Below are 21,206 nucleotides of genomic sequence, written 5' to 3'. Positions count from 1 at the left end.
CTCAGTGCGAAGAGTCCGGTTCCGTCAGGTCGATCAGGCGGCAGACCGTTTCGATGTCTATCTTCACCTGGGCGATGGACGCGCGGCCCGAGAGCAGAGCTATGTGCGCGTGCGCGGGGGCCACGCTGCGCAGTTGGCGTACGAAGGCGCGCAGGTGGGGAGCGGCTTCGTCGGCGCGGGTGGTGGTGGTCACCGTGGAGCTGACCGTGGCCGGGGTCTGGTAGCCGAGCCAGGCGACCACGGCGATGTGAGGGTGCCGGGCGGTGCGGGTGCCTTGCGTGGCTCGGTGCCTGAGGTCCGTGTGCAGCGCCGCGGCCGCCTTGTGGAAGCGGGCGTAGGTGTCCAGGGAGGTGTCCGAGCCGGGGACCAGGACCGCGATGTGGTCGGCGTGCGCGAGGTCGCCGAGGACCTCCGTGGCTCGGCCCGAGCCCCGGCCGTCGAAGGAGAGGAGGTGACGGGACGGGGAGGCGAGGGCCTCGTCGGCGGCGGCGCGCTGGGCGTCGCCGTGGGCGGCGGCCATGTGGGCGGCCTGGGTGGCGTTGGCTCGGTTGGCCGCGTAGGTGGTGACCAGGGTTGTTGTGGTGAGTGGGGGGAGGGTTGCGGGGGTGGGGGCGGGGATCTGGGGGCGGGCCGCGGCGGAGAGGGGGGCGGCGATGGCTGCGGTGAGGAGGGTGGCCAGGAGAGCGCGGAGCCACCTTTTTCGGCGGCGGGGGGTGGGGTTCGGGCGCGGGTTCGGGCGCGGGCTTGTGGGTGGGCACCCGGCCTCCGGCCGGGTTTGGGTTTCCACCCGCACCACCCGTGCCGCTTTCGCCGTCGCGTGCGGGTGGCCCTCGTGGGGCGCAAGCGCCGTCGGCGGCTGCGGGTTCGAGGGCGTGGAGAACGGAGCTGCCGTCCTCGTCGCGTGCGGGTGACCCCCGTGGGACGGAAACGCCCTCTGCTGCTGCGGGTTCGAAGGGGGTGTGGCCGGTGCTGGAGGGTGGGTCGGGGTGGGCCCCATGGCGGGTTCCTTTCAGATGGCCCGGCCATCGGGCTTCTCTGACAAGGAAGTTAGGGATCGGGGCCTGTCGTCGGCGTCCCGCCAGGGAGCTGTCCTTCGGGGTAGCTCTCAGGTACTACGGGTATGACCGGGTCCGGTCTCAGGGGCGGACCCGGGTCGTCACCACGCCAGTTGGGCGATCTCCTCCGCCACCACGGCGCACGCGTCCGCCGCCGGGTCGATCAGCGGGAAGTGGCCCACGTCCTCCAGCAGCGTCAGACCCACCACCTCCCCCGCCTTGGCCGCGGCATCCGCGTACGCCTCGGCCACCGCCTGCGGCACCACCAGGTCCGCACGTCCCTGCACCAGCGTCGTCGCGATGCCCGTCGGGAGGAGCATGGCCGAGTCCGCGTACGGGCGGCGCTCGGCGAAGTGGTCCTGGCCGCCGAGGAGTTGGAGGGAGGCGTTGCCGCAGACGTCCAGTTTCTCCGCCACGGCGAAGTCGGCGATCGGGGCGAGTGCCACCACGCCGCGCAGTGGGGTGGGGCGGGACGTGCGCCAGGGGGCGCCCTTGGGCAGGACATGGCGGGCCGCCGCCCACAGGGCCAGGTGGCCGCCCGCAGAGTGGCCGGTGAGGACCGTGCGGCGGGCGTCGGCCTGCGGGAGCGCCTCGCGGGCCAGGTCCGGAAGGGCGTCCAGGGCGGCCGCGACGTCGTCGAAGGTGTCGGGCCAGCGGCCGGCGACGGGGGTGGTGCCGGTGTCCGCCGCCTCGGTTCCCTTGTTCTGCGCGGGGATCGGGGTGTCGGCGCCGCGTCTGTACTCGACGTTGGCCACCGCGAAACCGCGGCGGGCCAGGTAGTCCGCGAAGGGGGTGATGTGGCGGCGGTCGTAACGGGCGCGCCAGGCTCCGCCGTGCAGGACCACGACGAGGGGTACGGGGGCGGCCTCCGGACCGGTGCGGGGGGCGTAGAAGTCGATCACCTGGTCGGGGTGGGTGCCGTAGGCCGCGGTGACGTCCGGGTCGACCGGGGGGTGCGAGAAGGCCGACTCCTCTTCGGCGGCGGCGCGGGCTGCTGCGGCGTCGTCCGGCATGCTCCAACCTCTCAGCGACGGAACGTGTCTGGCGTTTGGCGGACCAGGTGGGGATCGATCGCCGGGCCGTTGGCGGGGACGGTATCAGGCTGGTGACGTGCGGGGACATGGGGATGTCACGCACGGTGAGGGTGGAACGGTTCCGTGGGGGCGGGGCCGTCTGCAGGGCCGGCGCCCCGAACCACAGAACGGCGTCGACCCGGTGCCCTGCGCTGTCGCTGGACACCGGGTCGGCCCGCTCACCGGCGCTTGCGGTGCATGGCCTAGCCCAGGACGTCCGCCAGGACGCGCGCCGCCCGTTCGGCGTCGGCGAAGGTGACGTACAGCGGCGTGAAGCCGAAGCGCAGGACGTCGGGGTGGCGGAAGTCGCCCACGACGCCGGCCGCGATCAGGCGTTTCATCACCTCGCCCGCGTCCGCGCAGCGCAGGGCGATCTGGCTGCCGCGCTCCTCGTGGGGCTCCGGGGTCACGGACTCCACGCGGCCCGGCTCGGTGTACGCGCGCACGCACTGGAGGAAGAAGTCCGTCAGGGCGAGGGACTTGGCGCGGACGGCGTCGATGCCGACGTGGTCCCAGACCTCCAGGGCCGCCTCGAGGGCCAGCATGGACAGGATGTCCGGGGTGCCGACGCGGCCGCGCAGCGCGCCCGGCGCCGGGTCGTAGGACGGACTCATGCCGAAGGGCTCGGCGTGGGAGTTCCACCCGGGGAGCGGCGAGTCGAAGCGGGGCTGCAGCTCACTGCGGACGTAGAGGTACGCGGGCGAACCCGGGCCGCCGTTGAGGTACTTGTAGGTGCAGCCGACCGCCAGGTCGACTCCGTGCTCGTCCAGGCCCACCGGCAGGGCGCCCGCGCTGTGGCACAGGTCCCAGACCGCGAGGGCGCCCGCGGCGTGGACCGCGGCCGTCAGGGACGGCAGGTCGTGCAGGCGGCCGGTGCGGTAGTCGACGTGGTTGAGGAGGACCGCGGCCGTGCGGGGGCCGAGGGCCGACGGGACCTCCGCCGGGGTCACGGCGCGCAGGGTACGGCCGGTCATCCGGGCCGCCGACTCGGCGATGTAGCCGTCCGTGGGGAAGGTCGTCGCGTCGACGAGGATCTCGGTCCTGTCGTCGCCCGCCATGCGCGTGGCCGCGACGAGTGCCTTGAAGACGTTGACGCTTGTGGAGTCGCCGACCACGATCTGGCCGGGTGCCGCGCCGACCAGCGGGGCGATCCGGTCGCCGATCCGCTCCGGCGCCGTCCACCAGCCGCTCTCCTCCCAGGAGCGGATGCGCAGCTCGCCCCACTGGCGGCGGACGACGTCCGCCACGCGGTCGGGGACGTTCGCGGGCAGGGCGCCGAGGGAGTTCCCGTCGAGGTAGATCACGTCGTCCAGGACGAAACGGGAGCGCAGCGGCGCGAGGTCGTCCGCCGCGTCGAGCTTTTCCGCTCGCAGTGCCTGCTCAGACATGGGACCTCGCCGTCCACAGCTCCGGGAACACGTTCTTGCGGGCGCGCTTCTCCAGCCAGGCCACGCCGGCGGAGCCGCCGGTGCCGGCCTTGGCGCCCATCGCGCGGCGGGTGGCGACGAGGTGGTCGTTGCGCCAGCGCCACACCAGTTCGGCCACGTCCGTGAGCGCCTCGCCGAGGCGGGCGGTCTCGGCGTCCTGGTCGCCGGAGTAGATCGCGGCCCAGGCCCGCTCGACCTCCTCCGAGGGCTCGTAGCGCTGGGAGAGGTCACGGCGCAGCACGGCGTCGGGGATCGCGTGGCCGCGGCGGGCCAGCAGCCGCAGCACCTCGTCGTACAGGCTGGGCTCGTGCAGCGCCTTCTCCAGTTCCGCGTGGGCGCGCGGGGCGCCGCGGTGCGGTACGAGCATGGAGGCGGACTTCTCGCCGAGCAGGAACTCCAGGCGCCGGTACATCGCGGACTGGAAGCCGGAGCCCTCGCCGAGGGCGCTGCGGTAGGAGTTGAACTGGGCGGGGGTGAGCTGGCCGAGCGGCGTCCAGGAGGCGTTCAGGGCCTCCAGCTCGCGTACGGAGCGCTTCAGGGCGGCGATCGCCGTCGGGACGTCGTCCGAGCGGAGGGCGTTCGCCGCCGTCTCCCACTCGTGGACGATGACCGTGAACCACAGCTCCATGACCTGGGTGGTGACCAGGAAGACCATCTCTCCGGGGTCGTCCGAGAGGGTGTGCTGGAGGTGGGTGAGGACGTCCGCCTTGACGTAGTCCTCGTACGGCGTCGTGCCCGCGAAGTCGAGGTTCGGGTCGAGATGCGGGGTCTCGGGCTCAGCGGCCTCGTGGGGGTGAGCCTGTTGGGACATCGCTGTCTCCTGTGTTACTCCGGGTAGCGGTCCGCCCCTGCCGATGCCGGCACGGGGGCCCCGGTCCCCAAGCGGAATCCTCCGCAATCACCCCCGTCACGGCAAGGCCCGCCTGCTGCCAGACGGGCCACACCGGTGACTCGCGGGGTCAGCCGAGGGTCTGGGCAGCCGTGGGCGAGGAGTCCTTCAGGAACTGGCTGCAGCGCTCGTACTCGTCCTGCTCGCCGATCGTCTGGGCGGCGCGGGCGAGGGCGTGCAGGGCGCGCAGGAAGCCGCGGTTCGGCTCGTGCTCCCAGGGGACCGGGCCGTGGCCCTTCCAGCCGTTGCGGCGCAGGGCGTCCAGGCCGCGGTGGTAGCCCGTACGGGCGTATGCGTACGACTCCACGACCGCGCCGCGCTCGAACGCCTCGTCGGCCAGCTGGGCCCAGGCGAGGGAGGAGGTGGGGTACTTCGCGGCGACGTCCGTGGGGGCGGTGCCGGACGCGAGCAGTTCGCGGGGCTCCGGGTCGTCGGGGAGCTGGGTGGGGGGAGGGCCGCCGAGGAGGTTCTCGTGAATCGTCATGCCCTCAGTCTCCCGCACGCGGCTCCGCGGGCGCGCTCCGCTGGGTTGTGCCGGGTGCGCTGGGCTGTGGGCGCCCTGTGCCGGTGTGGGCCGGGGCTGGTAGGCGTGCCCGCGCCAGCGGGGTGCCGCTGCGCCCACCCGTGCCGCCCCAAGCGGCACGACTGCCCGCAGCTACGGCGCCCCGAAGCCCAGCCACCCGACGCCACTCCACCCAGCCCAGCCCGCAAACTCAGCCCCTACCCCCGCCGCCCCCGCTCCAGCGGCGGAGCCGTCACGCAGCCGTGGGTCACGCATTCCGGCCGGCGGCAGTCCGGGGCGGGGCGGCGGACCAGGGTGAACGCCAGCAGCGACCCGACCACCAGCACCGCCGCACAGATCGGCATCGCCCGCCGGAACGCCGCGTCGAAGGCCGCGGGAACCCGGTACGCCTCCGGCCCCATTCCCGCGAGCAGCGGCAGCGCGGCCACGGCGACCAGACCCGCCGCCCGGGCCGCGGCGTTGTTGATGCCACTGGCCAGGCCCGCCCGGGCGGTGTCCACGGAGGCCAGGACCGTGGCGGTCAGCGGGGCGACGAGGGTGACCATCCCGGCGCCCATGACCAGCACGGCGGGCAGCACGTCCGTGACGTAGTCGGCGCCGGGGCCCACCCGGAGCATCAGCAGCATCGCCACCGCGCACAGCAGCGGGCCGACGGTGAGCGGCAGCCGGGGGCCCGTGCGGTCGGCGAGGGCGCCCGAGCGGGAGGAGAACAGCAGCATCAGGGCGGTGGTGGGGAGCAGGGCCGTCCCCGCGGCCAGCGGCGAGTAGCCGGCCACCACCTGCAACTGGAGGGCGGTCAGGAAGAAGAAGCCGCCGAAGGCCCCGTACACGCACAGGGTGACGAGGTTGACCGCCGTGAACTGGCGCGAGGCGAAGATGTCCGGCGGGAGCATCGGGTCCGGGCGGTGCCGTTCGACCTGGACGAAGGCCACGGCCGCCGCCAGCCCCGCCACCCCGCTCAGGACCACCACGAGGCTGCCGCCGCGGGCGTCGATCAGCGCGTACGTCAGCAGCGCGAGGGCGAGGGCGCCGAGGACCGCGCCGAGGACGTCGAAGCGGCCGTGTTCGCCCTCGTCCGCCGATTCCGGCACGTGCCGCAGGGCCACCGGCACGCACAGCAGGGCCAGGGGCACGTTCAGCAGGAACACCCAGCGCCAGCCGGGGCCGGACACCAGCCAGCCGCCGAGGAACGGGCCGATCGCCGCGCCGATCCCACCGAAACCGGACCAGAGGCCGACGGCCCGGCTGCGGTCGTCCCGGTGGAAGGAGGCCTGGATCAGCGCCAAGGAGCCGGGGGTGAGCAGCGCGCCGCCGACGCCCTGCAACGCGCGCGCGGCGACGAGCAGAACGGGGGTCGGGGCCAGGCCGCACAGCAGGGACGCGGTCGCGAACCAGACCACGCCGAGGACGAAGATCCTCCGGCGGCCGTAGCGGTCGCCGAGGGAGCCGCCGAGCAGGATCAGGCCGGCCAGCGTGACCATGTAGGCGTTGACCGTCCACTGGAGGGCGGCGAGGCTCGCGTCGAGGTCGCGGCCGATGGTCGGCAGCGCCACGTTGACGACGGTCGAGTCCAGCATGGCCATGCTGGAGCCGAGGATCGTGGTGAACAGGATCCACTTGCCCTGGGGCGAGGACAGCCGGACGTCGGGCACCTACCCAGGTATACAGCCAGACGGCGGGCCCCGGCGGCATGAACGGCCGCCGGGCCCGCCGGGAGGACGTACCGCCTACTTGATCCTGTTGCCCGCCGAGCGCAGGTTCTGCGTGGCCTCCAGGACGCGCGCGGCCATCGACGCCTCGGCCAGCTTGCCCCAGGTGCGCGGGTCGTAGGCCTTCTTGTTGCCGACCTCGCCGTCGATCTTCAGGACGCCGTCGTAGTTCGCGAACATGTGACCGGCGACCGGACGCGTGAACGCGTACTGGGTGTCGGTGTCGAGGTTCATCTTCACGACGCCGTTGTCCAGCGCGGTGAGGATCTCCTGCTCGGTGGAGCCGGAGCCGCCGTGGAAGACGAAGTCGAACGGGGACTCCTTGCCGAACCGGGCGGCGACGCCCTCGTTCAGCTCCTTCAGCAGCTCGGGGCGGAGCACGACGTTGCCCGGCTTGTAGACGCCGTGGACGTTGCCGAAGGAGGCGGCCAGCAGGTAGCGGCCCTTCTCGCCCAGGCCGAGGGCCTCGGCGGTGCGGATCGCGTCCTCGACCGTGGTGTAGAGGGAGTCGTTGATCTCGTGGGAGACGCCGTCCTCCTCGCCGCCGGTGGGGGTGATCTCCACCTCGAGGATGATCTTCGCGGCGCGGGCCTGCTCCAGCAGCTCCTGCGCGATCTCCAGGTTGTCGGCGAGGGTCTCGGCGGAGCCGTCCCACATGTGGGACTGGAACAGGGGGCCGAGACCGGCGTCGACGCGCTTCTTGGAGAGCGCGAGCAGCGGACGCACGTACCCGTCCAGCTTGTCCTTCGGGCAGTGGTCGGTGTGCAGCGCGATGTTGACCGGGTACTTCTCCGCGATGATGTGCGCGTACTCGGCGAGCGCGACCGCGCCGGTCACCATGTCCTTGCTGTACTGACCGCCGAGGAACTCGGCACCACCCGTAGAGATCTGGACGATGCCGTCGCTCTCCGCCTCCGCGAAGCCGCGCAGCGCCGCGTTCAGGGTCTGGCTCGAGGTCACGTTGATGGCCGGGTAGGCGAACTTGCCTGCCTTCGCCCGGTCGAGCATCTCGTTGTAGACCTCGGGGGTTGCGATGGGCATCTGTCCGCTCCTTGTGTTGCGGGTTGGCGTTCTGCGTTACGGCCCTGACCTAGACCTGAGGGGTGACGTCGTCGTCGCCCCACATCCTTCCAGACACGGGGTGCTGGTCGACTCCCCCAAGTCCAGGTCAAAGGGGCGTGTCAGTCCAGACCCAGTTCATCCTTCGAGAAGGCGAACCGGTACGGAACACCCGCGCCGGCCTCGATCTTCTCGGCGGCGCCGGTCGCCCGGTCGACGATGGTCGCGACGGCGACGACCTCGGCGCCGGCCTCGCGCACGGCCTCGACGGCGGTCAGCGGGGAGCCGCCGGTGGTGGAGGTGTCCTCGACGACCAGGACCCGGCGGCCCGCGATGTCCGGACCCTCGACCCTGCGCTGCATCCCGTGCGCCTTCGCCGCCTTGCGGACGACGAAGGCGTCCAGCCGCTTCCCGCGCGCGGCGGCGGCGTGCAGCATGGCGGCCGCGACCGGGTCGGCGCCCATGGTGAGCCCGCCCACCGCGTCGAACTCCAGGTCCGCGGTCAGATCCAGGAGGACCTGACCGACCAGCGGGGCGGCCTCGCCGTCGAGGGTGATGCGGCGCAGGTCGACGTAGTAGTCGGCCTCAAGACCCGAGGAGAGGGTCACCCTGCCGTGCACCACGGCCTTGTCCTTGATCTGCTGCAGGAGCTCAGCACGTACGTCCGTCATGGCAGCCAGCTTAAAGCCGCCGCCAGCTCCAGGTCGTCGTCGCCTCCAGCGGCTCCAGGGGCGTGACCAGGCGCGGGAGGGTGTTCAGGCCGTTGGGCGGGCCGGTCTGCGGCTCCACGCAGACGGCCTCGGCCTGCTCGTCGTAGACGACGACCCACTCCTCGCGGCTCGCCACCCTGAGCTCCAGCTGCCCGGGCCAGGTGAGGGTGACGCCGACCCCGTCGGGCATGCCGAAGCAGTCGTCCCACGGACCGGGCTTCGGGTCGATCCGGTTCCCGGTGGGCAGGTGGTCGGCGCCGCGCTCCTCCTGCCAGCCGGGCTCGAAGTCCAGCGTCACGTCCTCTCCGCCGAGGTTGCGGTGGAACCAGGGGTGCCAGCCGATCTGCGCCGGGAAGGAGTCGTCGTACGTCTCCACGGCCATCGTCAGGGTCAGGCTGTCCTCGGTGAGCGTGACGACCTGGGTGACGCGGCCGGGGTGCGGCCAGGGGTCGACCAGCTCGTACGTGATCACCGCCTCGGTCTCCGAGACGCGCGCGGTGCGCCAGGCGCCGTCGCGGACGGTGCCGTGGATGGCGTGGGGCGGGGAGTTGAGGGGCATCTGGCGGACGGTGGCGCCGTCCAGGAAGCGGCCGTCCCGGATCCGGCCGCACCACGGCACCATCGGGAAGCAGCCGTAGCGCTCGCCCTGCCGCAGCAGCTCCGTGCCGCCGATCCGCAGTCCGCCGATACGGCCGCCGTTGCCCGGCCGCACGCTCACCTCCGCGTCGCCCGCGGTCAGCGTGATGTCTTCGTTACTCACGGCACGACCCTACTGGGGCGATCAAGAGGGCGTCGCGCGCACACGGGGTGCAGGGTGGGGGCCATGAAGTACATGGTGCTGATGTACGCGGATCCCGCGGCGACCGAGGCGATGACCGCCGAACAGCGGGCCGAGGTGTTCCGCAGGCACGAGGCCCTGCACGCCGACCTGGCCGGCACCGGCGAACTGCTGAACGGCGCCGGGCTGGCCCTTCCCCGGGACACCGGCACGCTCCGGTGGCGTCCGGACGGCCCGGCGACGGCGGCCGAGGGGCCGCTCGGGGCGGCGGCCGTGCACCTGACCGCGTACTACGTCGTCGACTGCGCGACCCCGGAGCGGGCGCGGGAGATCGCGGGGCGCGTCCTCGACTTCCATGTCGTCGCGGTCGAGGTGCGGCCCGTCCACGACTGGTTCGGGATGGGCTGATGCTGTGACCGGAAAGGTTTGCTAGCGGCGCCGGCGCAGGGCGCGGGTCACGACGATCGCCGAGGCCAGGGCCAGCGCGGCCGCGGGGGCCGCCCAGCGCAGGACCGTGTTGCCGCTGACGGTCTGGGGTGCCGGTACGGGGGCGTAGCGGCCGCGGGGCGGGGCGTGGTCGACCTCCTCGGCGCTGCGGCCGATCATCGTGCGGCGCGCGTGCGCGGCCTCGGCGGGGGGCTCGCCGGTGTCCGCGAAGTCGTCGGCGAGGCGGTCCGCGCCGTCCGCCGCGCCCTCGCCCTTCTCGTCCGCGGCCGCGTCGAGGGAGGGCGGGGGGACCTCGGTGTCGAAGACGGACGCGTGCCCGGCCCCGGATTCCGGCTCCTGTTCCTGCTCCGGTGCGTTCTCCCCCGGCGCCGACGGTTCCTCCGGTGCCGCGAGGCCCTCCGGTGCCGCGAGGCCCTCCAGGAAACGGTTCAGCAGCCGGGTCGCCGCCGAGGTCACGGCCTCCCCTGGCAGTTCCGTGATCCGGCCGTCCGCGTCCGCCGTGCCCGACACGGTGACCGTGGTGCCGCCCTCGACACCGGCGAGGCGCAGGGTCAGGGCGAGCTTGACCGAGCCGGTGCCGCGGGCCTCGGCGGCGTCGCCCTCGACGGCGTACGTGCCGTCCTCGCGGGCGGCCACCCGTACCGCGCCCCGGTAGGTGACGGAGTGTCCGCCGACGCGCAGCTTCAGCCGGCCGGCGACGGGCTCGGCGCCGGCGTCCTGCTGGAGCCCGGGGACGGCTCGGGCGACGCGCGCGGGATCGGCGAGTGCCGCTGCGAGACGTTCGACCGGAACCGGAACGAAGACCTGGTGCTCCATGTCGGCTGAGCCTACCCAGGAGTGGCCGGATCGTACCCTCGTGTGAACACGTGTATGCCCGGATCGCCCCTCAGTACCGCGGATGCACCAGTGTGGAGGCCGTCAGACCGCTCATCCGCGTCCGCTCGGCCGCCCCCTGGTCCGCCGCCAGCGCGGCCCGCGTCAGGGTGTGCGGGTGGTCCCCGGTGTCCAGGCGCAGGGGCGGGGCGAGGGGGCCCGGGCCGGCCAGCAGGAATCCCCAGTCGCGCGGTGCCCCCGGGGCGCCGGCCGAGCGGTCGGGGCCCGCCGGGAAGCCGGAGGCGTGGCCGAGGACCCGGTAGGGGGTGAGGGCGAAGCCGGCCGCGCGCAGGGTCGCGGCGACCGTCCAGAAGACACGGGGGCGGGTGACGACGGGCCCGGCGTGCACGACGAGGCGGCCGCCGGGGGCCAGGACGCGCCGGGTCAGGCCGTAGAACTCCTGGGAGTACAGCTTGGTGCTGGCGGTGATGCCGGGGTCGGGGAGGTCGGCGATCACGACGTCGTACGCCGCCGTGGGGGCGCCGCGCAGCCGGCCGAGGGCGTCGGCCGCGGCGAGGTGGACGCGGGGGTCGTCGAAGGCGTGGCCGTTGGCGGCGGACAGCCCGGGGTCGTGGCGGGCCAGCCGGATGAGGCAGGGGTCGGGTTCGACGACGTCGACGCGCCGCACCCCGCGGTGGCGCAGCACCTCGCGGGCGGCCAGGCCGTCGCCGCCGCCGAGGATCAGTACGCGCGCGTGGGGCCCTGACATGGCCGGGTGGACCAGGGCCTCGTGGTAGCGGCGCTCGTCGCGGCCGCCGACGCGCAGGCGGCCGTCGAGGAAGAGGTCGAGGGGCCGGCCGCCGGTGCCGCCGGCCAGGACGACCTCCTGGACCCCGCTCTGCACGGCGACCCGCACGTCCCCTCCGTACACCGCGTGCCGCGCGGCCCGTTCGAAGTCGCCGGCGAGGGCGGCGGCGGAGGCGAGGACGCCGAGCACGACGAGGCCGACGAGCAGGAGGGTCCAGCGGGCGCGGCGGGTCAGGTCGCGGCGGAAGAGGCCCAGCACCAGGGCGCCGCCCGCCACGACGTTGACCGTGCCGGTGAGCAGCGCGCCCGTCAACTGGCCGAGGAACGGCAGGAGAAGGAAGGGGAAGGCCAGGCCGCCGACCAGCGCGCCCACGTAGTCGGCCGCGAACAGGTCGGCCACCGCGCCGCCCGCGTCCTGCCGGCGGATGCGCTGGATCAGCTCCATGAGGAGCGGGACCTCGGCGCCGATGAGCAGGCCGATGGCGAGCGAGAAGGCGACCAGGAGGCACCGTGGGCCGTCGGCCCACATCCCGCCCCAGCCGCCGGTCCAGGCGAACACGGCGTACAGGGCCATCGCGCTGCAGCCGCCGATCAGCGCGAGGGCGGTCTCGACCGCGCCGAAGCCGGCGGCCGCGTGCCAGCGCAGCCGTTTGGCGCCGAGGGAGCCGATGCCCATCGCGAACACCATCACGGACAGCACGACGGAGGACTGGGTGACCGAGTCGCCTGTCAAATACGAGGCGAAAGCGACCAGTTCGAGCTCGTAGACGAGCCCGCAGGCCGCGCAGACGAAGACGCACACAAGGACCAGGAACCGCCCGGTGCCGGGCCGGACGGGCAGCCGGGCGGGGCCTGTCCAGGAGGGCGGGGCCCCCGGGGGCGCGGGGGCGTGCGGTTCGATCACTCTGCGACGTTACGTCACACGCTCGGTACGCTTCGTCACCCACACGTGTGGATCTGGGGACAGTTGACGCCCGGCGTGTTTATGGCCGCTCTCCCGTGGCAGCGCGTGCCTCAGCCCGGCTGTGCCATCCGCGCCCGTGCGCCCACCCGGGTGCGGGTGGCCACCAGTTGGCCGTCCTGCGGGTAGGCGTGCCAGGTCCGCCAGTGCACCTGGCCCTCGTGCCGATGGGCCAGCATCGCGGTGAAGGCGTGCGGGCTGCCGGGGAAGACGCCGGCGAGGCCGTGCGGATGGTCGGAGACGAGGGCCAGCAACTCCTGGGCGCGGCCCGCGAACGAGCCGGGTGTGAGCACCTCGACGCGGGCCGCGAACTCGTACTCCCAGTCGCCGACGCGTTTGGCGACGCCGAGCGGCAGCGGGGTGCTGGAGCCGGGGATGCACGCGACCGTCTCCGAGCAGATGCCCCGCTCCTCCTCCACGAGCACCTGGTGGGACGCGCCGAGCAGTCTCAACTGGAGTTTCACGCTCTTCAGTTCGAGGTCGAGGGTGGCCAGTGCGGGCAGCGGCTCGCGTCCCAGGGCCCAGGCGAGGTCGGCCGCGCGGGTATCGGTGTAGGTGGTGTTCAGGGTCGTGAGCATGGATCGGCTCCGCTAACACGCAATGAGGGGGAGATCGGCCATGTCAGCCCAGCCGGCCCGGCCGGGAGGGGCGTCTGCGGGATGCCCGAGGGGCTGCGTTGGCGATTTAGAGGGAATCATGAACAGTGACGCCGCCACAGCGTTTTTACCCAACTTCGTGGGGTTTCCATCCCTCAGAGGGCTCCTCAGCTCAACTGTTCAACCATGGCGTACGCCCGGCGCGGGACCGGAACACGCAGGCGCCCGCCGGACGCCCTCGCCCGGCGGGCGCCGTGACGCCGCTCGCGCGGCTGCCGGAGGCCCGGATTCCGCGGGTCAGCTGCCTCCCCCGCAGCCGCCCCCGCCGCACGACGAACCCCCACCGCAGGAGGAGTGCCCGCCGCACGAGTGACCGCCGCCGCAGGAGTGGTGGCCGCCGTGGTGGCCCCCACCGTGGTGGCCGCCGGACGAGCCGGAGTCCGAGCCGCCGGCCCACCAGCTGCCGCTCGCGCCGCCGTCGGACGAGGACGACGAGGACCGGGCGCAGGACGGCCGCCTGCCGTGCCCCTTGCCGCTCCTGTTGGCCGCGGACGCGGCGATCCCCACGCACACGATCACGACCAGCGCCACGACGAGGACGGTGCCCATGGCGTCACCTGCTTTCCGTTCCCCCGAACCGGCCCCCCGTGGGCCGTGGTGACCGGGGGATGCCCGGGCGGCCGCCCGGCCAAAGCAGAGTTGAGGAAGTCCAGAGGGTGTCGTCGTCGTGGCAGCGGCGGGCGCCCTCAGCCGTCTGCCGAGGGGCGCCCGCGCCCGCGACCTCGCTCGCGGAATGGAGGATTTCTGTGGTCAGGGCCTGTACTGACAGACCGTCACACCGTCGCGCGCACCGCAGCCGATCTTGGTGAACCGGTCCTGGATCATGTTCCAGTAGTGACCCCACCGGTACCGGTAGCCGTCGCTGTTGCTGTCGTGGTTGGGGTCGGCGTCGTACGCGCTCTTCTCGGCGGCCCACTGCCCGGTGGCCCCGGCCGGGGCGGCGCCCGACATGTTCTCGGCGCCGTTGAACGACGGGGAGTGTGCCAGCGAGCCGGGGCCGTTCGGCGTGGACTGCGGGTTGTCGGCCCAGGCCTGTGCCTGGCTGGCCACGCCCTCGTCCCAGGTCAACGGTGATGCGCCGGCCTGCTGGCGAATGGCGTTGGTTTGGCTGACGATGGCCTGTTGATCACCGGGGCTGACGGCGGAGACGGCTGCGGAAGCGCTCGTCGCCAACGTGCCCCCCGCCATCAGTCCCGCCCCTATGAGGGCCACGGCTTGATTGCGTATCCGACTGGCCTTGGTCATGGCGACCCCCTGGTCGCAGAGAGAGTGGCAGATACCGCCGGCGGGCCTCACTCGTCACAAAGGCGGGCCGCGTGGCCGGCTACCGCGGTGGCCGGAAGGCGACCGCTGACAAAGTGGCTTGGTCGGGCGGCCGTTCGGCGGCCCCCAATGCCCACAACCAGCCTAGGTCGAGGGTGTCGGCCCGTCGACCGGGGAGGCTCCGGGGGCGGCGTCTGCCGACGCCAACGACCCCTGTATCCGGGCCAGTTCACCTATCTCAGGAGCCGTTGCCGCGATGCCCGACGGCACGCTCCGGTCGCGGCGGCAGGCGACACAGGGCCAGGCCGGCAAGAAGGCCGTACGGCGCATGAGGATGCGAGCCAACGCGTCGAAGGACCGGCCCCCAGTCTGGGAGCCCGAACCCGGGTCGGCCTGTATACGCACACGGGGGACGCGTCTACCGCGCCCGTCATGCGGGCGGGTGGCGGGTGGTGCACGTATCCGCCGAGTCCACGATCGGCTCGGTCTCGACCACCCTCGCTCCTACGACGCTAGAACACTCGTTGCGCGCCCGCACACCCGAGCGGTGTCGGTGCGGGTACCCGTCGGCGAAGGCCGGTTGAGGAAGTCCCGAGCTTGGGCGCAGGATGACCGGCATGACCTCCACCGCGCGCCCCCACCTCAATCGCCGGCTCGCCGAGTTCGGGACGACGATCTTCGCCGAGATGTCCGCCCTCGCCGTGGCCACCGGCTCGATCAACCTGGGCCAGGGCTTCCCCGACACCGACGGCCCGGAGGAGATCCGGGAGGCGGCCGTACGGGCGCTGCGCGACGGCCGCGGCAACCAGTACCCGCCCGGCCCCGGCATCCCCGAGCTGCGCACCGCGGTCGCCGCGCACCAGCTGCGCCGCTACGGACTGTCCCACGACCCCGACACCGAGGTACTGGTCACGGCGGGCGCCACGGAGGCCATCGCGGCCTCGCTGCTGGCACTGCTGGAGCCGGGCGACGAGGTCGTGGCCCTGGAGCCGTACTACGACTCCTACGCGGCGAGCATCGCGATGGCGGGCGGCCGGCGGGTGCCGGTGACCCTCAGGCCGCACGACGGGAGCTTCCGCCTCGATCTCGACGAGCTGCGCGCGGCCGTCACCGACCGCACCCGGCTGCTGCTGATCAACACCCCGCACAACCCGACCGGCACCGTCCTCACGCGCGCGGAGCTGGCCGCGATCGCCGAGCTGGCGGTGGAGCGGGACCTGCTGGTGGTGACGGACGAGGTGTACGAGCATCTGGTGTTCGACGACGCCGAGCACCTGCCGCTGGCCACGTTCCCCGGGATGCGTGAGCGCACGGTGACCATCGGCTCGGCCGGGAAGACCTTCTCCTTCACCGGCTGGAAGGTCGGCTGGGTGACGGCCGCGCCCGAACTGGTGACCGCGGTGCGCTCCGCGAAGCAGTTCCTGACGTACGTCTCCTCGGGCCCCTTCCAGTACGCGGTGGCCGAGGCCCTCGCCCTGCCCGACTCGTACTTCGAGGACCTGCGCCGGTCCATGCTGGCCCGCCGGGACATCCTGGCGGAGGGGCTGGCGGCGGCGGGCTTCGAGGTGTTCCGGCCGGCCGGCACGTACTTCGTCACCACCGACATCCGCCCCCTCGGCGAGAAGGACGGCTTCGCCTTCTGCCGCGCCCTGCCGGCGCGCGCGGGGGTGGTGGCCATCCCCAACGCGGTCTTCTACGACGACCGGGAGGCGGGGGCGCCGTTCGTGCGGTTCGCGTTCTGCAAGCGCGAGGAGGTGCTGCGGGAGGCCGCGCGGCGGTTGCGGGCCATGTGAGGGACAGGGGACCGCCACTTGGCCGTGCCCTGCTCGCATCCGCGCCCGGCCCCTTGCAAGGTGCGGAGGTGTGACTCACGCCAGCACCGTCCTCGCTCCGTCCGTCACCACACCCGAACCGGCGCCCGGGGAGCGGACCGGAACGTCCCTCGTCCGGGCGAGCGGCGTCGCCGTGGGCCTGTTCCTCGGCGCGCGGCTCGCCGGTGCCGCCGTCCTGGCCCTGCTCGCCGAGGCCCTGGGCAGACATCCGCTGACCCTGCTGGGCCGGTCCTGGGACTCGGTCTGGTACCTGGGCATCGCCGCCCACGGCTACGGCCACTCCCTGGGCAGGCACGGCTACAGCGACCTGGCGTTCTTCCCGCTCTACCCGGGGCTGGTGCGGGCGGTGACCGCGGTGACCCCGCTCGACGGGGGCGGGGCCGGTCTGCTGGTGTCGTGGACGGCGGCGGCCGTGGCCGCGGCCGGGATCCATGCGGTGGGTGCCCGGCTGTACGGGCGGGCCGTGGGCACCGCGCTGGTGCTGCTGTGGGGGCTGCTGCCGCACTCGGTGGTGCTGTCGATGGCGTACACCGAGCCGGTGCTGACCGCGTTCGCGGCCTGGTCGCTGTACGCGGTGCTGACCGGGAGATGGCTCTGGGCGGGCTCGCTGGCGGCGCTCGCGGGGCTCGCCCGGCCGAACGGGTTCGCGGTCGCCGCCGCGGTGCTGGCGACGGCCTGCTGTGAGGTGTGGCGGCGGCGCGGCCGGGTTTCCCACAGGCTGTGGACGGGCGCGGCGCTCGCCCCGCTGGGCTGGACGGCGTACCTGCTGTGGGTGGGCCGCCGCCGGGGCGATCTCTTGGGCGGCTACTTCGACGTGCAGTCGCGCTGGGGCTCGCGGTTCGACTTCGGGCGGGGCTCGCTGCACGTCGTGCGCGCGACGCTGCTGCACGGCAGCCGCCTGGTGTTCCCGGTGACCCTGCTGCTGGTGGCCCTGGGGGTGCTGCTGTACGCGCTGCTGGCGCTGGACCGGGCCCCGCTCCCGCTCCTCGTGCACAGCGGGGTGCTGCTGCTGGTCGTGCTCGGCGGGTCGGGCGTCTTCGAGTCCAAGCCGCGCTTCCTGCTGCCCGCCTTCCCGCTGCTGCTGCCGGCGGCCCGGGCGCTGGTGCGCACGGCGAGAGCCCGGCCCTGGCACGCGACCGTGGTGGTCGCGGCCCTGGCCGGGCTCTCGTACCTCTACGGCGCGTACCTGGTCGTGCTCGCGCACGCGCCGCTGTAGAAAGCTGCGGAAACCCGCGGACTACTCCTCGCCGTCCTCGGGCTCGTCCGCTTCGTCGACCTCCTGCTCCAGGCCGAGCTGCTCGGCCAGCCACTTGTCGAACTCGATCGCGGCCCGCACCCAGCTGACCGTGGAGGAGACGAAGTGGTTGAGGTCGACGCCCGTGCCGATCAGCATCTGGGCCTCGCCGATCAGGCGGACGGTGCCGTCGTCGTGGGTGTGGGTGTACACCTTGGGCCACAGGGTGCGGCGGTTCCAGTCGTCGACGGACTCCAGCAGCTGGGACTTCTCGTCGATCTTGTGGGGGCGGTCGTAGAAGGTCCGCACCGAGAAGACCGCCTGCTCGGCCTCCCCACGGAACATGAAGTACGTGCGGAACTGCTCCCACGGCGCCGCGAGGTCACCCTCCTCGTCGACGACGTACTTCAGCTCCATCTGGTCGAGGAGCTGCTTCACGAGGTCCTGATCCGGGACGACGGGGCCCCCCGGTCCCTGGGGCTGCGGTTCGGGCTGGCCCCCGAAGTTCGGAATCGAGGACGGGTCGATGCTCACCGTGTTTTTCCCTTCGTGCGGATTACGCCATCCTCCCCCATCCGGGGAGGGGGGTGGCAAGCCCCGCCGGGGCCTGTCGGCCGTCGACCGGCAGGATCCGGCTGGTGGGGTGGACGGCCGGTGAACGGATGGGGGCCCCGGTACGGCGTGGCGCCCCCCGTCACCGCGTTCACCGGGTGAGCGTCACAGCGTCTTTCCGGTCGCCGGGCCCACCAGCAGGCCCTCGCCGAAGCGGTCCACGCGGACCGTGTCGCCGTCCTTGATCTCGCCGGAGAGGATCTCCCTGGCGAGCCGGTCGCCGATGGCGCTCTGCACCAGGCGGCGCAGCGGGCGGGCGCCGTAGGCCGGGTCCAGGCCCTCCTCGGCGAGCCAGGCGAGCGCCTCCGGGGTGATCTCCAGGGTGAGCCGGCGCTCGGCGAGTCGCCTGCCGAGCCGGTCGAGCTGGAGCTGCGCGATCCGCTCCAGCTCGGGCTTGGTCAGCGCGGAGAAGACGACCAGGTCGTCGAGCCGGTTGAGGAACTCGGGCTTGAAGGAGGTCCGGACGACCTCCAGGACCTGCTCCTTCTTCTCCTCCTCGCCGGTGAGCGGGTCGACCAGGAACTGGCTGCCCAGGTTGGAGGTGAGCACCAGGATGGTGTTGCGGAAGTCGACCGTGCGGCCCTGGCCGTCCGTAAGGCGGCCGTCGTCCAGCACCTGGAGCAGGATGTCGAAGACCTCGGGGTGGGCCTTCTCCACCTCGTCCAGCAGGACGACGGTGTACGGGCGTCGGCGGACCGCCTCGGTGAGCTGGCCGCCCTCCTCGTAGCCGATGTAGCCGGGAGGGGCGCCGACCAGCCGGGCCACGCTGTGCTTCTCGCCGTACTCGGACATGTCGATGCGGACCATGGCCCGCTCGTCGTCGAAGAGGAAGTCCGCGAGCGCCTTGGCCAGTTCGGTCTTGCCGACACCGGTCGGGCCGAGGAAGAGGAAGGAGCCGGTGGGCCGGTCGGGGTCGGCGATCCCGGCGCGCGAGCGCCGTACGGCGTCGCTCACCGCGCGGACGGCCTCGCCCTGGCCGATCAGCCGCTTGCCCAGCTCGTCCTCCATGCGCAGCAGCTTCTGCGTCTCGCCCTCCAGCAGGCGCCCCGCGGGGATGCCGGTCCAGGCGGCGACGACGTCGGCGATGTCGTCGGAGCCGACCTCGTCCTTGACCATGGTGTCCTTGGCGGCCTCCTCCTCGGCCTGGGAGGCGGCCTCCAGTTCCTTCTCCATCTCCGGGATCTCGCCGTAGAGCAGCTTGGCCGCGGTGTCGAAGTCGCCGTCGCGCTGGGCGCGTTCGGCCTGGCCGCGCAGGTCGTCCAGCCGTTCCTTCAGCTCGCCGACGCGGTTGAGGGACTGCTTCTCCTTCTCCCAGCGGGCGGTCAGGCCCCGCAGTTCCTCCTCCTTGTCGGCGAGGTCGCGGCGCAGCTTCTCCAGGCGCTCGCGGGAGGCCGGGTCGGTCTCCTTGCCGATCGCCAGCTCCTCCATCTTCAGCCGGTCGACGGCACGCTGGAGTTCGTCGATCTCGACGGGCGAGGAGTCGATCTCCATGCGCAGCCGGGAGGCGGACTCGTCGACGAGGTCGATGGCCTTGTCCGGCAGGAAGCGGGAGGTGATGTACCGGTCGGACAGGGTGGCGGCGGCCACCAGCGCGCTGTCCGCGATCTGCACCTTGTGGTGGGCCTCGTACCGGCCCTTCAGTCCGCGCAGGATCGCGATGGTGTCCTCGACGGTCGGCTCGGCGACCAGCACCTGCTGGAAGCGGCGCTCCAGGGCGGGGTCCTTCTCGATCCGCTCCCGGTACTCGTCCAGCGTGGTGGCGCCGACCATGCGCAGCTCGCCACGGGCCAGCATCGGCTTGAGCATGTTGCCGGCGTCCATGGCGGAGTCGCCGCCCGCGCCGGCGCCGACGACCGTGTGCAGCTCGTCGATGAAGGTGATGATCTGCCCGTCGGAGTCCTTGATCTCGGCGAGGACGGCCTTCAGCCGCTCCTCGAACTCGCCGCGGTACTTGGCGCCGGCCACCATCGCGCCGAGGTCCAGCGCGACCAGCCGCTTGTCCTTCAGCGACTCGGGCACGTCCCCCTTCACGATCCGCTGGGCGAGCCCCTCCACGACGGCGGTCTTGCCGACGCCGGGCTCACCGATGAGGACGGGGTTGTTCTTGGTGCGGCGGCTGAGCACCTGCACGACCCGCCGGATCTCCTGGTCCCGCCCGATGACCGGGTCGAGCCGGCCCTCGCGGGCGGCGGACGTGAAGTCGGTCCCGAACTTCTCCAGGGCCTTGTACTGGCCCTCCGGGTCGGCGGTGGTCACGCGGCGTCCTCCCCTGGCCTTCCTGAAGGCCTCCAGCAGCTTCTTCGCGTCGGCGCCCTGCCGCTGCAGCACCTCGCCGGCCGCGCCGCCCTTCGCGGCGATGCCGATCAGCAGGTGCTCGGTGGACAGGAAGTCGTCCCCGAGCTCCTTCGCGCGCTCGCCGGCGTCGGCGATCACGGTCAGCAGCTCCCGGTTGGGCTGCGGGGGCGCGACGGTGGAGCCGGTCACGCTGGGCAGCCCGGCCAGCAGCTTCTCCGTACCGGCGCGTACGGCGGCCTGGTCGGCCTCGACGGCGGCGAGCAGGTCGGTGATGTTCTCGTTGTCCTGGCCCTGGAGCAGAGCCAGCAGCAGATGAGCGGGGGTGAGGTCCGGGTGCCCTTCCGTCACGGCGCGGTTGCTCGCCGCGTTGATCGCGTCCCGGCTCCTGTTGGTCAGCTCGGCGTCCACGTTCGCGTTCTCCTCCTCGGCATCCCACTGCTGACTTGACCAACTTACACAAAGTTGAGTCTATTCCACTCAAGGCTTTGGATGCACGGCCCTCCGGTTAGGTTTCCGGCATGGCGACATACTCCGTGGATCCGGGTGCCCCGGACGAGGCGTACCTCGACTTCTGGCGGGAGCGGCACCTGTGCACGCTGACGACGATCCGCCCCGACGGCAGCCCGCACGTGGTGCCGGTCGGCGTGACGTACGACCCCGCGGCCGGGCTGGCGCGGGTGATCACGAACAAGGGGAGCGCGAAGGTCTCCCATGTGCGCGCGGCCGGCCCCGGGGGCGCGCGGGTCGCCGTGTGCCAGGTGGCCGGGCGCCGCTGGGCGACGCTGGAGGGGCGCGCCCACGTCCGCACGGAACCGGAGCGCGTCGCGGAGGCGGAGCGGCGCTACGCCGAGCGCTACGAGCGCGCCCCCGCGCCGAACCCCTCCCGCGTGGTCATCGAGATCGAGCTGGAGCGGGCGCTCGGCCGGGGCTGACACAGGGCGGTTTTCAGCCAGTGTGGAAGTGCGGCCGTACCCCGAAATGTCGCCGCAAACTGCAGCGGCGTCACCGGGTTGAGGGGAACGTGTCGCCGCTGGGGGGGGAAGCGCCGGTGGGATGATTTTAG

At 72.9% G+C, this 21,206-nt stretch carries 20 protein-coding genes; 4 read left to right on the top strand and 16 right to left on the bottom strand.

Translation table 11 applies throughout. The features are described from left to right. Nucleotide 1 precedes the first annotated feature (1 nt). From ACWEN3_RS17530 to ACWEN3_RS17490, 9 genes are all read right to left on the bottom strand, one after another. Entirely contained in the window at nt 2–787 is a 786-nt protein-coding gene (locus ACWEN3_RS17530) for an alpha/beta hydrolase (protein ID WP_452971374.1), read from the bottom strand. Between the two features lie 369 nt (nt 788–1,156). After that, nucleotides 1,157–2,068 carry an alpha/beta hydrolase gene (locus ACWEN3_RS17525; RefSeq protein ID WP_452971371.1) on the bottom strand — a complete coding sequence of 304 codons (912 nt, stop codon included), beginning with the start codon at nt 2,066–2,068 and terminating at the stop codon, nt 1,157–1,159. Between the two features lie 263 nt (nt 2,069–2,331). Continuing rightward, nucleotides 2,332–3,516, bottom strand: coding sequence for a kynureninase (kynU, locus tag ACWEN3_RS17520; protein WP_452971368.1), 1,185 nt, complete (start codon nt 3,514–3,516; stop codon nt 2,332–2,334). Next, a complete protein-coding gene (locus tag ACWEN3_RS17515; protein ID WP_452971366.1) occupies nt 3,509–4,366 on the bottom strand; it encodes a tryptophan 2,3-dioxygenase family protein in 858 nt (285 codons plus the stop codon). The genes kynU and ACWEN3_RS17515 overlap by 8 nt, the downstream gene beginning before the upstream one ends. Before the next feature lie 148 nt (nt 4,367–4,514). Continuing rightward, nucleotides 4,515–4,928 (bottom strand): DUF3151 domain-containing protein, encoded by a 414-nt coding sequence (locus ACWEN3_RS17510; protein ID WP_452971363.1) that lies wholly within the window; start codon nt 4,926–4,928, stop codon nt 4,515–4,517. Between the two features lie 236 nt (nt 4,929–5,164). Then, nucleotides 5,165–6,619 carry an MFS transporter gene (locus tag ACWEN3_RS17505; protein WP_452971361.1) on the bottom strand — a complete coding sequence of 485 codons (1,455 nt, stop codon included), beginning with the start codon at nt 6,617–6,619 and terminating at the stop codon, nt 5,165–5,167. Between the two features lie 75 nt (nt 6,620–6,694). Beyond that, nucleotides 6,695–7,717, bottom strand: a complete 1,023-nt coding sequence (gene fbaA, locus ACWEN3_RS17500; RefSeq protein WP_452971358.1) for a class II fructose-bisphosphate aldolase — start codon at nt 7,715–7,717, stop codon at nt 6,695–6,697. A 140-nt stretch (nt 7,718–7,857) separates the two neighbouring features. Beyond that, nucleotides 7,858–8,406 (bottom strand): orotate phosphoribosyltransferase, encoded by a 549-nt coding sequence (pyrE, locus tag ACWEN3_RS17495; RefSeq protein WP_452971356.1) that lies wholly within the window; start codon nt 8,404–8,406, stop codon nt 7,858–7,860. A gap of 10 nt (nt 8,407–8,416) precedes the next feature. Beyond that, on the bottom strand, nt 8,417–9,205 hold the full coding sequence (locus ACWEN3_RS17490) for an aldose epimerase family protein (protein WP_452971353.1): 789 nt from the start codon (nt 9,203–9,205) through the stop codon (nt 8,417–8,419). A gap of 63 nt (nt 9,206–9,268) precedes the next feature. On the opposite strand from ACWEN3_RS17490, the gene ACWEN3_RS17485 reads away from it, so the two are divergent. After that, on the top strand, nt 9,269–9,631 hold the full coding sequence (locus tag ACWEN3_RS17485) for a YciI family protein (RefSeq protein WP_452971350.1): 363 nt from the start codon (nt 9,269–9,271) through the stop codon (nt 9,629–9,631). Between the two features lie 21 nt (nt 9,632–9,652). On the opposite strand, the gene ACWEN3_RS17480 is transcribed toward ACWEN3_RS17485, so the two are convergent. From ACWEN3_RS17480 to ACWEN3_RS17460, 5 genes are all read right to left on the bottom strand, one after another. After that, entirely contained in the window at nt 9,653–10,486 is an 834-nt protein-coding gene (locus tag ACWEN3_RS17480; RefSeq protein WP_452971348.1) for an SRPBCC family protein, read from the bottom strand. Between the two features lie 70 nt (nt 10,487–10,556). Then, a complete protein-coding gene (locus ACWEN3_RS17475) occupies nt 10,557–12,194 on the bottom strand; it encodes a polyamine aminopropyltransferase (protein ID WP_452971345.1) in 1,638 nt (545 codons plus the stop codon). Between the two features lie 110 nt (nt 12,195–12,304). Further along, nucleotides 12,305–12,829 carry a DUF2617 family protein gene (locus ACWEN3_RS17470; protein WP_452971342.1) on the bottom strand — a complete coding sequence of 175 codons (525 nt, stop codon included), beginning with the start codon at nt 12,827–12,829 and terminating at the stop codon, nt 12,305–12,307. A 315-nt stretch (nt 12,830–13,144) separates the two neighbouring features. Continuing rightward, on the bottom strand, nt 13,145–13,456 hold the full coding sequence (locus tag ACWEN3_RS17465) for a hypothetical protein (RefSeq protein ID WP_452971340.1): 312 nt from the start codon (nt 13,454–13,456) through the stop codon (nt 13,145–13,147). Between the two features lie 201 nt (nt 13,457–13,657). After that, complete coding sequence (locus tag ACWEN3_RS17460) at nt 13,658–14,152, bottom strand: CAP domain-containing protein (RefSeq protein ID WP_452971337.1); 495 nt, start codon at nt 14,150–14,152, stop codon at nt 13,658–13,660. Nucleotides 14,153–14,778: 626 nt separating this feature from the next. Between ACWEN3_RS17460 and ACWEN3_RS17455 the strand changes: the two genes are divergently transcribed. Then, nucleotides 14,779–15,963, top strand: coding sequence for a pyridoxal phosphate-dependent aminotransferase (locus ACWEN3_RS17455; RefSeq protein WP_452971334.1), 1,185 nt, complete (start codon nt 14,779–14,781; stop codon nt 15,961–15,963). A gap of 70 nt (nt 15,964–16,033) precedes the next feature. Further along, nucleotides 16,034–17,218 (top strand): hypothetical protein, encoded by a 1,185-nt coding sequence (locus tag ACWEN3_RS17450; protein WP_452971332.1) that lies wholly within the window; start codon nt 16,034–16,036, stop codon nt 17,216–17,218. Nucleotides 17,219–17,239: 21 nt separating this feature from the next. Here the strand turns inward: ACWEN3_RS17450 and ACWEN3_RS17445 are convergent, their stop codons facing one another. Both ACWEN3_RS17445 and clpB read right to left on the bottom strand, forming a co-directional pair. Next, nucleotides 17,240–17,770 (bottom strand): YbjN domain-containing protein, encoded by a 531-nt coding sequence (locus tag ACWEN3_RS17445; protein ID WP_452971329.1) that lies wholly within the window; start codon nt 17,768–17,770, stop codon nt 17,240–17,242. 183 nt (nt 17,771–17,953) lie between these two features. Then, nucleotides 17,954–20,551, bottom strand: a complete 2,598-nt coding sequence (gene clpB / locus ACWEN3_RS17440; protein WP_452971326.1) for an ATP-dependent chaperone ClpB — start codon at nt 20,549–20,551, stop codon at nt 17,954–17,956. Nucleotides 20,552–20,661: 110 nt separating this feature from the next. Between clpB and ACWEN3_RS17435 the strand changes: the two genes are divergently transcribed. Continuing rightward, a complete protein-coding gene (locus ACWEN3_RS17435; RefSeq protein WP_452971324.1) occupies nt 20,662–21,075 on the top strand; it encodes a pyridoxamine 5'-phosphate oxidase family protein in 414 nt (137 codons plus the stop codon). The last annotated feature ends 131 nt before the right edge of the window (nt 21,076–21,206 follow it).

This window comes from Streptomyces sp. NPDC004561, assembly GCF_053602155.1.
The sequence above is the reverse complement of the archived record's forward strand: the minus strand, read 5'-3'. Positions and strand labels throughout refer to the sequence as shown.

Coding starts and splice junctions, on each gene's coding strand:
- ACWEN3_RS17525 (WP_452971371.1), bottom strand. CDS start 2,068: ATGCCGGACGACGCCGCAGCAGCCCGCGCCGCCGCCGAAGAGGAGTCG.
- kynU (WP_452971368.1), bottom strand. CDS start 3,516: ATGTCTGAGCAGGCACTGCGAGCGGAAAAGCTCGACGCGGCGGACGAC.
- ACWEN3_RS17515 (WP_452971366.1), bottom strand. CDS start 4,366: ATGTCCCAACAGGCTCACCCCCACGAGGCCGCTGAGCCCGAGACCCCG.
- ACWEN3_RS17510 (WP_452971363.1), bottom strand. CDS start 4,928: ATGACGATTCACGAGAACCTCCTCGGCGGCCCTCCCCCCACCCAGCTC.
- fbaA (WP_452971358.1), bottom strand. CDS start 7,717: ATGCCCATCGCAACCCCCGAGGTCTACAACGAGATGCTCGACCGGGCG.
- pyrE (WP_452971356.1), bottom strand. CDS start 8,406: ATGACGGACGTACGTGCTGAGCTCCTGCAGCAGATCAAGGACAAGGCC.
- ACWEN3_RS17485 (WP_452971350.1), top strand. CDS start 9,269: ATGAAGTACATGGTGCTGATGTACGCGGATCCCGCGGCGACCGAGGCG.
- ACWEN3_RS17480 (WP_452971348.1), bottom strand. CDS start 10,486: ATGGAGCACCAGGTCTTCGTTCCGGTTCCGGTCGAACGTCTCGCAGCG.
- ACWEN3_RS17470 (WP_452971342.1), bottom strand. CDS start 12,829: ATGCTCACGACCCTGAACACCACCTACACCGATACCCGCGCGGCCGAC.
- ACWEN3_RS17465 (WP_452971340.1), bottom strand. CDS start 13,456: ATGGGCACCGTCCTCGTCGTGGCGCTGGTCGTGATCGTGTGCGTGGGG.
- ACWEN3_RS17460 (WP_452971337.1), bottom strand. CDS start 14,152: ATGACCAAGGCCAGTCGGATACGCAATCAAGCCGTGGCCCTCATAGGG.
- ACWEN3_RS17455 (WP_452971334.1), top strand. CDS start 14,779: ATGACCGGCATGACCTCCACCGCGCGCCCCCACCTCAATCGCCGGCTC.
- ACWEN3_RS17435 (WP_452971324.1), top strand. CDS start 20,662: ATGGCGACATACTCCGTGGATCCGGGTGCCCCGGACGAGGCGTACCTC.